This is a genomic window from Protaetiibacter sp. SSC-01, from assembly GCF_014483895.1.
Classification (GTDB): domain Bacteria; phylum Actinomycetota; class Actinomycetes; order Actinomycetales; family Microbacteriaceae; genus Homoserinibacter.
The window spans coordinates 1682789-1696347 of sequence record NZ_CP059987.1 but is presented as its reverse complement, the minus strand read 5'-3'; the positions used below and the strand labels follow the sequence as shown (position 1 = coordinate 1696347).

Sequence of the window (13559 nt, the reverse complement as noted above, 5' to 3'; positions counted from 1 at the left end):
GTGCAGATCGGAAGAGGGCGAGCCGCGCTCGCGATCGTCCTCGCGTCCCTCTTCTGGGGAACCACCGGCACGGCCGCGACCTTCCTCCCCGACAGCGTGAGCCCGCTCGCGACGGGCGCCGCGACGATGGGCGTCGGAGGCCTCCTCCTCTTCGCGACCGCGCCGCGCCTGAGCCTCGGCGTGCTCCGCGACCCCGCGACGCGCGGGTGGGCGATCATCGGCGGCATCGGGGTCTTCGTCTACCCGCTCGCCTTCTACTCGGGCATGGATCTCGCAGGCGTCGCGATCGGCAACGTCGTCGCCCTCGGCACCGGCCCCATCGTGACCGCGCTGCTCGAGTGGCTCGTGGAGCGGCATCCGCTCTCCGTGCGCTGGATGGTCGCCACGGCGTTCGCGCTCGGGGGCATGGTGCTCGTGTCGACCGTGCGTCACCCGGGTGAGGAGGGCAGCGCGGTGCTGCCGGGCGTGCTGCTCGGGCTGCTCGCGGGCATCGCCTACGGTCTGTACACGTACGCCTCGGGACGCGTCATCACCACGGGCGCGAGCTCGCGGGGCGCGATGGGTGCGATGTTCGGATGCGGCGCCCTGCTCCTGCTGCCCGTGCTCGCGGTGCTGGGCGGTCCGCTGCTCGCGGATGCGCGGTCGGTCGGCATCGCGGCCTACCTCGCCCTCGGCCCCACGCTCATCGCGTACCTGCTCGTCGGCGTCGCCCTGCGCATGCTTCGCTCGTCGACCGTGACGACGATCGCGCTGCTCGAGCCGGTGTTCGCGACCGTGCTCGCCGTCGCCGTCGTGGGGGAGCGGCTCGAGCCGCTCGCATGGGCGGGGGTCGCCGCGATCCTCGCGGGCATCATCGTGCTCGTGACGGCTCGTCCTCCCCGGTCGGAGACGCGAGCAGCCCTAGACTCCGAGGCATGACCGAGGTGCCGGGCGGCGAGCCGCCGCGGGAGGATGCCGACGGAGCCGCCCCCGAGGGAGCTCCCGCCGCTGCGGGCTACCCGCCGCCGTACGGCGCTGCGACGCCCACGGTGAGCGACGACGAGCTCGCTGCGGCGCTCGCCGCGCAGACGGCGATGTACACGGGACCCATCACGATCCCCGTGCTCAACTCCGATCCCGCCTTCCGGCCCGACCCCGGCCAGGTGCAGAGCGACGTGCCGCCGCCTCCCGCGGAGAGCGCCCCCGAGCCCGTCGCGCAGCCGGACTTCGCACCCGAGCCCGCGGCGCCGGCATCCGAGCCTCCCGTCGCCCACGAGCCCGCACTCCCGCCCGTGCCCGTGCCGCCTCCGCCGCCTGCGCCCGAGTACATCGCGCCGGATGTTGTCGCCTCCGACCCCGAGGTCGTCGCCGACGCCGCTCCGCCCGCCGCCGAGTGGCCCGCGCCGTCGGAGTTCACGGCGCCCGTCGACGTGACGCCCGCCGCATCCGCGCCGCCCGCGTACGAGGCGTCCGCTTACGAGGCGGCCCCTGTGCCCTCGTACGAGGCGCCCGCCGCGCCCTCGTACGAGCCGCCTGCGCCTGCATACGAGGCGCCCGCGGTCGAGGTGCAGCAGCCCACGTCCGAGCCGCCGCTCGCCGACGACGACCTGAGCCGCACGATCGAGGAGGAGGTCGCGGCGGGTTCGACGCTCGACGCGATCCTGCTGCTGGAGAACGAGCTGCGCCGCCGCCAGGGACTGCCGCCCGCCGAGGAGACGAGCGCTCCTCCCGCCGAGGTCGGAGCCGTCTTCGGCGCCGCCGCGTTCGCCGCGGCCCCGACCGCCGCGCCCCCCGGCTGGATCGACGCCCCCGACCCGACGCGCGAGGGCGAGAGCCTCGACGCGTTCGCGGCGCCCGCCGCCGAGACGGTCGCGGCGCCCGTGTGGGACCTCGGGCCCTCGCAGCCGACCGTTGCGCCGTCGCTCCCCGAGCCGGTCGAGGCGCCCGCGGCCGACGCGCCCGTGTACGAGCTGCCGGTGGAGGAGCCCGCGCCGAGCGCGCCGGCGTACGAGCTGCACGTCGAGGCGTCCGCCGCCCCCGCAACGCCCGCCGGCGACGACCAGGCGTGGCTCAGCGCGCCGCCGCCCACCTTCGCACCGCCTCCGCTCGTCGAGCCCCCGGCACCGGCCCCCGTCCCCCTCGACGCGACGACGCTCACCCCGCCGCCGGTCTCCGAGCTCCCGGCGCCCGTGCTGCCGCCGCCCGTCACGACCGTGGACGGTCCGGACGGTCCCGTCGACGTCTCGCAGCTGCCCCCGCCGACGGCGCACGCGGTCGACGTCGCGCCCGCCGGGTTCCAGGATGCGCCCCCGCCGCCCGCGGAGGCGATCGTGCTCACGGGCGCGCCCGCGCCGTACGACGCCGACCCGGACGTCGAGGGCATCGACCCGCTCGACCGCGCGGACCTGCCGGCGCCCATCCCCGTCGACGAGACCGGGGTGGCATCCGTCGCGCCCGTCCCGCTGTCGACGGCGACCGTCGTGGCCGTCGGCGAGCCGCTCGCGCCCGAGGCACCGAGCGACCCGCCCGCGATGGCGGTCGAGGCGACGTCAGTCGAGCCCACCCCCGTCGAGCAGCGCGCGGGCCACGCCGCCCGCCTGTTCTGGCTGTGGTTCGCCGCCAACTCGTCGATCGTGACCCTCGCCGTCGGCGCGACCCTCTTCGCCGCGGGCATGAGCCTGCGCCAGGCGCTCGTCGCCGTCGTCGCCGGCGTCGCGCTCTCGGCGCTGCCGCTCGGCCTCGGGTCGCTCGCGGGCAAGTGGAGCGGTCAGCCGACCATGGTCGTCTCGCGCGCGACGTTCGGGCTCGTCGGCAACATCGTGCCCGCCGTGCTCGCGGTCGTCGGCCGCGTGCTGTGGGGCGGCGTGCTGCTGTGGCTGCTCGCCGCGACCGCCGGTGCGATGTTCGCGCCGGGCGAGGGCGCGGGCGCCACCGCCTTCGTCGCGCTCGCCGTGGGTGCCGTGGTCGCGGCGATCGTCGCCGTGCTCGGGTACGGCCTGCTGCACCGCGTGCAGCGCGTGCTCGGCATCCTGTCGACCGTGCTCCTCATCGTCGTCATCGGCTTCACCGCGTCGCACGTCGACATCGAGGTCGCCCTGCGCACCGACGACGGATCGTGGCTTCTCGCCCTGGGCGGCGTCGTGACGGTCTTCAGCGTCGTGGGCCTCGCGTGGGCGCAGTCGAGCTCCGACCTCGCGCGCTACCAGAACCCCGCCGGGTCGGGTGCGGCGAACATGCTGTGGGGGAGCTTCGGCGCGATCGTGCCGACCCTCGCGATCATCTCGTGGGGCGCGGTGCTCGCGGCATCCGACCCCGAGCTCGCGGGCGACCTCGCGAGCGCGCCCCTCGCGACGCTCCTCGATCTCGTGCCGGCCGTCGTCGTCATCCCGCTTTTCGCTGCGGCGGCCTTCGGGCTCGTGGCGGGGGCGATCGTCGCGATCTACTCGGCAGGCCTCGCGCTCGGTGCGACGGGCCTGCGTGCTCCGCGCCCTGTCGGGGCCGTCATCGCCGCGGTACTCGTGCCCGCGGTCGCCGCGGGTGTGCTGCTCATCGGCGCCGACACGCGCGACATCGTCGCGGACATCGCGACGACCGTCGCCGTGCCCGTCGCGGCGTGGACCGGCATCTTCGGCGCCGAGATGATGATCCGCCTCCGTCGCTTCCACGCCCCGTCGCTCCTCGCGCCGGGTGGGGTCTACCCGGCGGTGCGCTGGGTGAACCTCGTCGGGCTCTTCGTCATCACGGCCGTCGGCTACGGCTTCACCTCGGCCGAGCTCGCGGGCTTCACGTGGCAGGGCTACCTCTTCGGGCCGCTCGGCGTCGCGGCGGGCGACCCGCTCGCGGGCACGGATGTCGGTGTGCTCATCGCGCTCGCGCTCGGCATCGTCCTCCCGCTCGTGGCCGGCATCCCCGCGATCCGCAGGCAGGAGCGCGACCGCGAGGAGACGGATGCCGCCCCGGCCGGGACGGTCGCCGCGCCCCTCGTAGACTGAGGCCGTGGCCCCCACTCTCGCGCGCGTGACCGAGGTCGCGCACACCCTGTGGCCGCTCTCGGGCGCCGAGGCGTGGGACGCGCCCGGACTCGTCGCGGGCGACCCCGCATCCGAGATCTCGTCCGTGCACCTCGCGGTCGACGCGGTCGTCGAGACGGCCGAGGAGGCCGTCGAGCGCGGCGCGCAGCTGCTGCTCGTGCACCACCCCCTCCTGCTGCGCGGTGTCACCTCGATCGCGGAGGATCGCTACAAGGGCGCCGTGCTCGCGCGGCTCATCCGCGGCGGCTGCGCGCTGCTCGCGGCACACACGAACGCCGACATCGTCGCCGACGGCACCTCCGCGGTGCTCGCCGCCCGCCTCGGGCTGCGCGAGGCGCGCCCTCTCGTGCCGTCCTCGGACGACCCCGCCCTCGGCCTCGGGCGCGTCGGCGAGCTGCCGGAGCCGATGACGCTCGGGGAGCTCGCCCGCGGACTCCAGGAGATCCTCCCGCCCACCGCCCAGGGCATCCGCGGCGCCGGCGACTACTTCGGCGAAGTACGCCGCGTCGCGCTGTGCGCGGGCGCGGGCGACTCGCTCCTCGTGCACCCCGAGGTGCGCGGCGCCGACGTCTACATCACGAGCGACCTCCGGCACCATCCCGCTTCGGAGGCTCGCGAGGAGGCGCGCGTCGCGGGCGGCCCCGCCCTCCTCGACGTCTCGCACTGGGCGTCCGAGTGGCTGTGGCTCGACGCCGCCGCCACGGCTCTGCGCGAGGCGCTCCCCGAACTCACGGTCACGGTGAGCGAGCTGCGCACCGACCCGTGGGACTTCGCCCTCGTCTGACTCACGACACGACAGAACGGAAACCGCATGGGCCTCAAGGCCGCACCCGAAGACCAGGCGCTGCTGCTCGAGCTGCAGGAGTTCGACACCCGACTGCAGCAGCTCGGCCACCGGCTGCGCACGCTCCCCGAGACGGCCCAGCTCGCCGAGTTCGCCAAGGAGTCGGAGACGCTGCGCCGCGACGTCGTAGAGCGCACGGGCACCCTCGAGGACGCGCAGGCCGAGCTCGGGCGCGTCGAGGCGGATGTCAAGGTCGTCGAGGCGCGCATCGAACGCGACAGGGACCGCCTGCAGGCGACGTCGTCGGTGAAGGACGTGCAGGCGCTCGAGCAGGAGCTCGCCGCCCTCGCGCGTCGCCGCGACGAGCTCGAGGAGATCGAGCTCGTCGTCATGGAGCGCGTCGAGGAGCTCGAGGGTGCGGTCGCCACCGCCCGCGAGGCCCTCGCCGCGCTCGACGCGCGCATCGCCGAGGCGACGTCCTCGCGCGACGCGAGTGCCGCATCCATCGAGCAGGAGAAGGCGCACGTCGCCAAGGACCGCGCGACGGTCGCCGCGCGCGTGCCCGAGGAGCTGCTCGCCCTCTACGAGAAGCAGCGCGCCCGCTACGGTGTCGGTGCGTCGCACCTGCGCGGTGGCGTCTCGAGCGCGAGCGGCGTGGCCCTCAACGCGAGCGACCTCGGCGTCGTGCGCGCGGCCGCACCCGACGATGTGCTGCTGTGCCCGGAGTCGAGCGCGATTCTCGTGCGCACCGCCGAATCCGGCCTCTGACGCACGACGCGCTACGCTGAGGGTCGCGAACGGGTCGGCCAGACGGTCGCGTCGCGTGCCCGGTGCCTCTCGAAGGCGCCGTGTGCGCGCCGAGGAACGTCCGGGCTCCGCAGAGCAGGGTGGTGGGTAACGCCCACCCGGAGTGATCCGCGAGAAAGTGCAACAGAGAGCAGACCGCCACGTCGCGCAAGCGGCGGGGTAAGGGTGAAACGGTGGTGTAAGAGACCACCAGGGGCCCGAGTGATCGGGCTCGCTGGGTAAACCTCGCCCGGAGCAAGGTCAGACAGGTGCCGTTGAGGTTGCTCGCCGAGGCACCGGGTAGACCGCTAGAGGGCTGCGGCAACGTAGCCCCGAGAGAGATGGCCGTCCGGTCGGCTCACGTCGACTGACAGAACCCGGCGTATCGGCCGGCCCGTTCGCCCCATCGAGGAAGCGCCCCCGGGATCGTCCCCGGAGGCGCTTCCTCATGGTGGATCCGCCTCCGGGAAGGCGGGAACGCCTCAGGAGAGGCGGATGTTCGCGGCCTGCGGGCCCTTCTGGCCCTCGGTGACCTCGAACTCGACGCGCTGGCCCTCTTCGAGGGTCCGGTAGCCCTTGGAGTCGATCGCCGAGTAGTGGGCGAATACGTCCTGAGCTCCGTCGTCGGGGGTGATGAAGCCGAATCCCTTTTCGGCGTTGAACCACTTCACGGTTCCACTGGGCATGTGACTGCTTTCTTCTGGTGCAAGCGCCCCCCAACCCGGGGGCGTCTGCCCAACTTAGTGCACGTGCCGTGCCCCCCGGCAGAGGGTTTCGACAGATTTCATCGAACTGAAACGAAACGGGCTCAGGCGCGGCCGGGTCCCGCGGCGAGCCACGCCGCCCCGAGGATGCCCGCGTTGTTGCGCAGCACGGCCGGCACGATGGGCGTCGCGAGCTCGAGCAGGGGCAGGAACTCGGTGTGGTGCTTCGAGACGCCGCCGCCGACGATGAACAGCTCGGGGGAGAAGAGGAACTCGACGTGCGCGTAGAAGCGCTGCAGACGCGCGGCCCACGACGTCCAGTCGAGGTCCTCCCGCTCCTTCGCTGCGTACGAGGCGCGGGTCTCGGCGTCGACGCCGTCGAGCTCGAGATGGCCGAGCTCGGTGTTGGGGATGAGCTCGCCGTCGTGGATGAAGGCGCTCCCGATGCCCGTTCCGAGGGTCGTCATGATGACGAGACCGTCGGAGCCGCCCGCGGCGCCGAAGCGGACCTCGGCGACGCCCGCGGCATCCGCGTCGTTGACGAAGTGGATGTCGCGGCCGAGCGTCTGCTCGAAGAGGCGCTCCGCCTTGAGGCCGATCCAGCGCTTCGAGACGTTCGCGGCCGACATCGTGCGGCCGTGGCGCACGATCGCGGGGAAGCAGACGCCGAGCGGCACCCCGTCGGCGGTCGCACCGAAGCCGTCGACGAGCTCCGCGACAGCGGTGAGCACGGCATCCGGGTCACCGCCCTCGGGCGTCGCGACCTTGACGCGGTCGCTCACGAGCTCGCCCGTCGACACGTCGACGAGGGCGCCCTTGATGCCGGTTCCTCCGATGTCGATTCCGACGGCGAGCGTGCTCATGGGGTCCTCCGTGCGTGTGCGGTCAGGGCAGGGTCAGGATCTCGGCGCCCGACTCGGTGACGACGAGAGTGTGCTCGAACTGCGCGGTGATGCTGCGGTCGCGCGTGACGACGGTCCAGTCGTCGTCCCACGCGTCCCATGCGATCGTGCCGGGCTGCTCGGGCGTGCCGAGGGTGAGCATGGGCTCGATCGTGAAGACCATGCCCGGCTCCATGACGGTGTCGTAGTCGGGCGCCGCGTCGTAGTGGGGGATGATGAGCCCCGTGTGGAAGGCGCGCCCGACGCCGTGTCCGGTGTAGTCGCGCACGACGCCGTAGCCGAAGCGGCGCGCGTAGCTCTCGATCGCGCGGCCGATGACGTTGACCTGACGACCGGGCGCGACGGTCTTGATGCCGCGGTTGAGCGCCTCGCGCGTGCGGTCGACGAGGTCGCGGACCTCGGGCGCGACGTCGCCCACGAGGAAGGTCGCGTTGAGGTCGCCGTGCATGCCGTCGTGGTACGCCGTGATGTCGATGTTGATGATGTCGCCGTCTTCGAGCACCGTGTCGTCGGGGATGCCGTGGCAGATGACCTCGTTGACCGAGGTGCACGACGACTTCGGGTAGCCGCGGTAGCCGAGCGTCGACGGGTAGGCGTCGTGGGCCACGAGGAACTCGTGCGCGACGGCGTCCAGCTCGTCGGTCGTGACGCCGGGGCGGATGGCGGCGCCGACGGCGTCGATCGCCTGGGCGGCGATGCGGGCGCTCACGCGGATGCGCTCGATCTCCTCGGGTGTGTAGACGTCCGATCCGTCGAACGGGCGGGGCCCGGGGCGACCCACGTACTCGGGTCGCGGAATGGACTTCGGCACCGGCCGCGGCGGTGAGATCCGGCCCGGGATGAGGTGACCGGCGGCGTCGCGAGGCATAGGCTCAAGCGTACCGAGCCGAAGGAGGAGCCGATGACCGAGTGGTGGTACAACCACAGGACCGGCGAGGTCGAGGAGGGTCCGCAGTCGCTCGGCTCGGACCGCGACGGACCCTTCGCGACGCGCGAGGAGGCGGCGCGCGCCCCCGAGATCGCGCGCGAGCGCGCCAGGAAGTGGGCGGCCGAGGAGGAAGCCGAGCGCTGATCGGCGACCCGCCCGGGTCAGGCTGTGCGACGCCGGAGCGCCGCACAGCCGACGCCTCAGGCGGACTGGTCGATCGCCGCCGCGAGTTCGCGCACGGGCTGCGAGACCGTGAGGTACTTCGGCTCGCGCACGAGCGTGGGCACGTAGTCGACGTAGACCTGCGGCTGCGCCGCGAGGAACGCGCCGCTCGGCGTGTAGGCGACGAGCAGGCACACGGCGCTCGTGTCGACATCGCCCTCGTCGTCGACGGCGTAGGGGAGGGCGCGGATCGCGTCCACGTCATCCGCGTCGAAGGCGGCCACGAGGTCGTCGATGTCGGCGTGGAAGTAGCGGAACCCCTCGACGACCTTCTCGCCCGTGGGCTTGTGGATGATGTCGGTGAAGACGAGCAGGCGCTTCTTCGTCTCGAAGGTGTCGGTCTGCGCCTTGAGCCAGTCGGAGAGCGGGGTGGGTTCGGTCATGGGGGGATGGCCTTCTGTTGCGGTGGATGGGAGCGCTCCCACGGCGGGAGCGAACTGAGGCTAGCGCATCTTCTCCGCCGCGCGTGCGACCGTTACGCGACGGGGGCGCCGGCAGCCCATTCGCGCGCCAGGATCGCGTAGTCGAGCTCGTCGCCCCAGCGCCCCTTGTACCACTCGTTCTCGACGAGGTGCGCCTCGAGTCGCATCCCGAGACGCTCCGCGAGGCGCGCGGATGCCGTGTTCTCGGCGTCGATGCGCGCGACGATGCGCCGCAGGCCGTACACGCCGAAAGCGGCGCCGAGCAGCGCGCGCACGGCCTCCGTCGCGTAGCCGCGGCCGGCCACGTCGGGGCGCATGACCCAGCCGACCTCGGCGGTGCCGTGCTCGGGCTGGAGGTGGAAGAGCACGAGGTCGCCGATGAGCAGGCCGTCCTCGCGGCGCACGATGCCCACGGTCACTGCTCCGGGCTCGACCTCGAGGCTGGTGCTGCCGATCGCACGACCGATGCGACCGCGGATGTCGTCGACGCTCTGCGGAGGGAACGGCAGGAAGCGGCACACCTCGGGGTCTCCGCGGTAGACCGTCATGGCCTCGAAGTCGGACTCCTCGAGCAGGCGGAGCTCCAGCCGCTCCGTCTCCAGTCGGAGGTCGGCGGGTGCAGGCGGCAGCCGGAAGGGCGAGGGGGCGTTGGGGTCGACGGTGGTGGTCATCTCGCCAATCGTTGCAGAAGAGCCATGGCATCCACGGGAGCACGCACCTTCTGATCGTTGTCGAAGTAGACGTAGACGTCGCGGTCATGGTCGAGATGGTCGCGCGTCCACTCCTCCCACTGATCGAGGCCCGCCTCGTCGTAGCCCGAGGTGTAGAGCTCCTTGTCGCCGTGAAGGCGCGCGTAGGCGAAGTCGGCGGTGACCCAGTCGAGCCGCGGCCAGCGACCCGCGGAGTCGCCGAGCACCACCGCGACCCCGGATGCGGCGGCCTGGTCGGCGAACTCCTGGTCGTCGAAGCTCTGGGCGCGGGGCTCGATCGCGTGTCGCAACGGGCGCGGCTCATCGATATCGAGCAGCTCCTTGCCGCGCATCCGCTCGCCTCGGCCGCGTGCGACCTCGACCGCGGCCTCGGTGTCGTGGGGGAGCAGAGCGAGGAACCGGGCGAGCAGCTCGGGGTCGTAGTCGAGGTTCGGCGGGAGCTGCCAGAGGATGGGACCGAGCTTCGGGACCAGGCCGAGCAGGCCGGACGCGAGGAAGTTCGCGAGCGGCTCCTCGACGTCCTCCAGCCGCCGGATGTGGGTCAGGAACCGCGGCGCCTTGATCGCGAACACGAAGTCGTCCGGGGTCTCCTCGCGCCACTTGCGCCAGCTCGTGGGCTTCTGCAGCGAGTAGAACGAGCCGTTGAGCTCGATCGAGGTCATCCGTCCGGCGGCGTAGCTCAGCTCGTCGGCCTGGCGCAGTCCCTTCGGGTAGAAGACGCCCCGCCAGGGCGCGTAGGTCCACCCGGAGATGCCCACCCGCGCGGTCGCCATCGTCCCATCCTGAACCCCGCTTCGGTCTGCGTCCACCGGACGGGGGAGGCCGGGGAGTACGCGCGGCGCGGGATCGCCGTGCCGGGCAGGGGCCTCACGACGGCGGGAGTCGTGCTCGGCACGAACTCGCTGCTCGTCGCCCTCGCAGCGATCGTGGCGCTGTTCTCGCTCGGCTGACGGGCCCGTGGCGGGCTAGTCCTCGTAGGAGTGCTCGGGGCCCGGGTACACGCCCGCCGCGACGTCGGCCGTCCAGGCCTTCGCGGCATCCGTGAGCACCTCGGCGAGGTTGGCGTACTGCTGGACGAACTTCGGGATGCGTCCCGTCGTGAGCCCTGCCCAGTCGGTCCAGACGAGGAGCTGGCCGTCGGTGTGCGGGCCCGCCCCGACCGAGATGGTCGGGATGGCGAGCTCTTCCGTGACGCGCTTCGCGGCCTCCGCGGGCACCATCTCGAGCACGACGGCGAACGCGCCCGCGTCCTGCACGGCCCGCGCGTCGGCGAGCAGCTGCTCGACCTGCTCGCCGCGGCCCTGGATGACGTGGCCGCCGAGCTGGTGCTCGCTCTGCGGTGTGAAGCCGATGTGCGCCATGACGGGGATGCCGGCCGACACGATGCGCCGGATCTGCTCGGCTGAGCGCACGCCGCCCTCGAGCTTGACCGCGTGGGCCCCCGTCTCCTTCATGAAGCGGAACGCAGTGTGGAGTGCCTCGTCGGGGCCGGTCTCATACGACCCGAACGGCATGTCGGCGACGACGAATGCGCGCTTCACGGCGCCCGCGACGGCGCGCGTGAGCGGGATGAGCTGGTCGATCGTGACCGGAAGCGTCGTGTCGTAGCCGAAGACGTTGTTGCCCGCCGAATCGCCGACGAGGAGGAAGTCGATGCCCGCCTTGTCGAAGATCGCAGCGGTCAGCTGGTCGTAGCTCGTGAGCCCCGTGATCTTGATGCCGTTGGCCTTGGCATTGTGGAAATGCCGGGTGCGTACCTTCTTGACGACCTCGTCTGCCATTTCGCCAGTCTAGGCCGGACGCGCGGCATCCCTCCGACGCGGCGCCCGCCGCACGGCCGTGCGCAGCACTCCCGCGACGACGCAGAACTGCGCCGCGAGGTAGAGGCCCATGATGAGGGCGTCCTCGCCGGGGGTCTGGAAGAGCGGCGTGAACATGCGGAAGGCGATGAGCGATCCGCTGCCGACGAAGAGGGCGCCGCCGATCGTCGTGAGCGAGTTGCCGCGCGTCGCAGCAGCCGCCATGTAGGCGAGCGCGGCGCCGTAGACGGCGACGATCGCGACCTGGTCGCCGAGGTAGGGCCATAGCGCGAGCAGGAGCCCCGCGTACCAGGGCACGAGGCCGATCGCCCACCACGAGGGCCGTCGCAGGAACGCGACGTGGAATAGCGCCGCGTAGACCAACTGCGTCGCGAGGAAGAGCACGACGCCGAGCTCGAAGAACGCGAGCGTCAGGTCGCCGAGCCACGAGAGCCCGAGCCCCGCCACGAGGAGCGCGAGCACGGGCGGCCGCAGCGCGAGGCGCCCGAACCACAGCACGGCCAGCGTGCCCAGCAGGAGCGCCGGGATCGTGAGGCCCTTCGTCGCCCTGTCGAGCTCGACGAGACCCGCGAGCTTGACAGCGAGGTGGAATCCCGACACCGCGAAGAAGGGCGCGAACGCCCCCAGCAGCAGCGGGACTCTCGGCATCCTCTAGATCAACCCCTGGGCGAGCATCGCATCCGCGACCCGGACGAATCCGGCGGCATTGGCACCGAGCACGTAGTCGCCGGGGCGGCCGTAGCGCTCGGAGGCAGCATATGCCGCGTCGTGCACGTCACGCATGATCTGACGCAGGCGCGCCTCGCTGTCGTCGAAGCCCCAGTGCTGACGCGAGGCGTTCTGGCTCATCTCGAGGGCCGAGGTCGCCACGCCGCCCGCGTTCGCGGCCTTGCCGGGCGCGAACAGCACGCCCGACTGCTGGAAGGCGTCGACGGCCTCCGGAGTGCTCGGCATGTTGGCGCCCTCGCTCACGGCGACCACGCCGCCGCGGATGAGGGCGGCAGCATCGTCGCCGTCGAGCTCGTTCTGCGTGGCCGAGGGGATCGCGAACTGCGCGGGCACCTCCCACACGCGGCGCCCGGCCACGAACCGGGCGGACGGGCGGCGCTCGGCGTACTCCGCGATGCGGGCGCGCTCGACCTCCTTGACCTGCTTGAGCAGCTCGACATCGACACCCGCCTCGTCGACGATGTAGCCGCTCGAGTCGGATGCCGTGATCGCCTTCGCGCCGAGCTGGGCGAGCTTCTCGATCGCGTAGATCGCGACGTTGCCCGAACCGGAGACGACCGCCGTGCGGCCCTCGAGGTCCTCGCCGCGGCGCGCGAGCATCTCCTGCAGGAAGAACACGGCGCCGTAGCCCGTGGCCTCCGTGCGCACCTCGGCGCCGCCCCACTGCACGCCCTTGCCGGTGAACATTCCCGACTCGTGGCGGTTGGTGATCTTGCGGTACTGGCCGAAGAGGTAGCCGATCTCGCGCGCACCGACCCCGATGTCGCCCGCGGGCACGTCGGTGTGCTCGCCGAGGTGCCGGTAGAGCTCCGACATGAAGCTCTGGGAGAAGCGCTCGATCTCGCGGTCGCTGCGGCCGTGCGGGTCGAAGTCGCTGCCGCCCTTCGCGCCGCCGATGCCCTGACCGGTGAGGGCGTTCTTCAGGATCTGCTCGAACCCGAGGAATTTGATGATGCCGAGGTTGACGCTCGGGTGGAAGCGCAGACCGCCCTTGTAGGGCCCGAGCGCCGAGTTGAACTGCACGCGGAAGCCGCGGTTCACCTGCACGGTGCCCGAGTCGTCGACCCACGGCACACGGAAGATGATCTGTCGCTCCGGCTCGACGAGGCGCTCGAGGATGCCCGCCTCGATGTACTCGGGATGCTGCGCGAGCACGGGCTCGACGCTCGCGAGCACCTCGTGGAGCGCCTGGTGGAACTCGGGTTCGCCGGCGTTGCGGGTGACGGCGGTGCGGTAGACGTTGTCGATGTAGGCCTGGAGCACGAGGGTGGAGCTTTCTCCGCCCGAGGGGCGGGACGGTGCGCGCGGAGTTCGACCCGCACGGAGGTGGGGGAGACGGCGGTGTCGGGCCGGGGGCCGGTCCCGAGATCGTCGGGCCTGCGGCAGCGTGCGGCGCGTCAAGAGGAGGACCGACGAGACGTGTTGCGGGGTCGGCCACCTGCATCGTATCCGAGCGTCATGAACATGACGTCGGTGACCGCCCGGAGGGGGCCGTGACGCTAGCCTAGGACGAGCGCGCGGTGCGCCGAGGAAGGGACCCGG

At 72.4% G+C, this 13559-nt stretch carries 14 protein-coding genes and 1 other RNA gene; 6 read left to right on the top strand and 9 right to left on the bottom strand.

Features of this window, described 5'->3' with window-relative positions; genetic code table 11:
- From H4J02_RS08005 to rnpB, 5 genes are all read left to right on the top strand, one after another.
- Positions 1-918, top strand: a complete 918-nt coding sequence (locus H4J02_RS08005) for a DMT family transporter (protein ID WP_187674112.1) — start codon at positions 1-3, stop codon at positions 916-918.
- Complete coding sequence (locus tag H4J02_RS08000; RefSeq protein WP_187674111.1) at positions 915-3971, top strand: cytosine permease; 3057 nt, start codon at positions 915-917, stop codon at positions 3969-3971. Before H4J02_RS08005 ends, H4J02_RS08000 begins: the two co-directional genes overlap by 4 nt.
- A 4-nt stretch (positions 3972-3975) precedes the next feature.
- Positions 3976-4794, top strand: coding sequence for a Nif3-like dinuclear metal center hexameric protein (locus tag H4J02_RS07995; protein ID WP_187674110.1), 819 nt, complete (start codon positions 3976-3978; stop codon positions 4792-4794).
- Positions 4795-4821: 27 nt separating this feature from the next.
- Entirely contained in the window at positions 4822-5562 is a 741-nt protein-coding gene (locus tag H4J02_RS07990; protein ID WP_187674109.1) for a zinc ribbon domain-containing protein, read from the top strand.
- 30 nt (positions 5563-5592) lie between these two features.
- Positions 5593-5981, top strand: an RNA gene (gene rnpB / locus H4J02_RS07985) — RNase P RNA component class A.
- A gap of 81 nt (positions 5982-6062) precedes the next feature.
- On the opposite strand, the gene H4J02_RS07980 is transcribed toward rnpB, so the two are convergent.
- From H4J02_RS07980 to map, 3 genes are all read right to left on the bottom strand, one after another.
- A complete protein-coding gene (locus H4J02_RS07980) occupies positions 6063-6266 on the bottom strand; it encodes a cold-shock protein (protein WP_187674108.1) in 204 nt (67 codons plus the stop codon).
- 122 nt (positions 6267-6388) lie between these two features.
- Positions 6389-7147 (bottom strand): polyphosphate--glucose phosphotransferase, encoded by a 759-nt coding sequence (gene ppgK, locus H4J02_RS07975; protein ID WP_187674107.1) that lies wholly within the window; start codon positions 7145-7147, stop codon positions 6389-6391.
- Positions 7148-7169: 22 nt separating this feature from the next.
- Positions 7170-8054 carry a type I methionyl aminopeptidase gene (map, locus tag H4J02_RS07970; protein ID WP_187674106.1) on the bottom strand — a complete coding sequence of 295 codons (885 nt, stop codon included), beginning with the start codon at positions 8052-8054 and terminating at the stop codon, positions 7170-7172.
- Between the two features lie 33 nt (positions 8055-8087).
- On the opposite strand from map, the gene H4J02_RS07965 reads away from it, so the two are divergent.
- Positions 8088-8258: a methionine aminopeptidase gene (locus H4J02_RS07965; RefSeq protein WP_187674105.1), complete on the top strand. Its 171-nt coding sequence runs from the start codon at positions 8088-8090 to the stop codon at positions 8256-8258.
- 56 nt (positions 8259-8314) lie between these two features.
- On the opposite strand, the gene H4J02_RS07960 is transcribed toward H4J02_RS07965, so the two are convergent.
- The 6 genes from H4J02_RS07960 to gdhA form a co-directional block, all read right to left on the bottom strand.
- Positions 8315-8719 (bottom strand): hypothetical protein, encoded by a 405-nt coding sequence (locus H4J02_RS07960; RefSeq protein WP_187674104.1) that lies wholly within the window; start codon positions 8717-8719, stop codon positions 8315-8317.
- Between the two features lie 92 nt (positions 8720-8811).
- Positions 8812-9429, bottom strand: coding sequence for a GNAT family N-acetyltransferase (locus H4J02_RS07955; RefSeq protein WP_187674103.1), 618 nt, complete (start codon positions 9427-9429; stop codon positions 8812-8814).
- Positions 9426-10241, bottom strand: coding sequence for a DUF72 domain-containing protein (locus H4J02_RS07950; RefSeq protein WP_187674102.1), 816 nt, complete (start codon positions 10239-10241; stop codon positions 9426-9428). Before H4J02_RS07950 ends, H4J02_RS07955 begins: the two co-directional genes overlap by 4 nt.
- Before the next feature lie 192 nt (positions 10242-10433).
- Entirely contained in the window at positions 10434-11249 is an 816-nt protein-coding gene (panB, locus tag H4J02_RS07945) for a 3-methyl-2-oxobutanoate hydroxymethyltransferase (RefSeq protein ID WP_187674101.1), read from the bottom strand.
- A 9-nt stretch (positions 11250-11258) separates the two neighbouring features.
- On the bottom strand, positions 11259-11936 hold the full coding sequence (locus H4J02_RS07940) for a lysoplasmalogenase family protein (RefSeq protein ID WP_187674100.1): 678 nt from the start codon (positions 11934-11936) through the stop codon (positions 11259-11261).
- Between the two features lie 3 nt (positions 11937-11939).
- Positions 11940-13280, bottom strand: a complete 1341-nt coding sequence (gdhA, locus tag H4J02_RS07935; protein ID WP_187674099.1) for an NADP-specific glutamate dehydrogenase — start codon at positions 13278-13280, stop codon at positions 11940-11942.
- Positions 13281-13559: the final 279 nt, after the last annotated feature.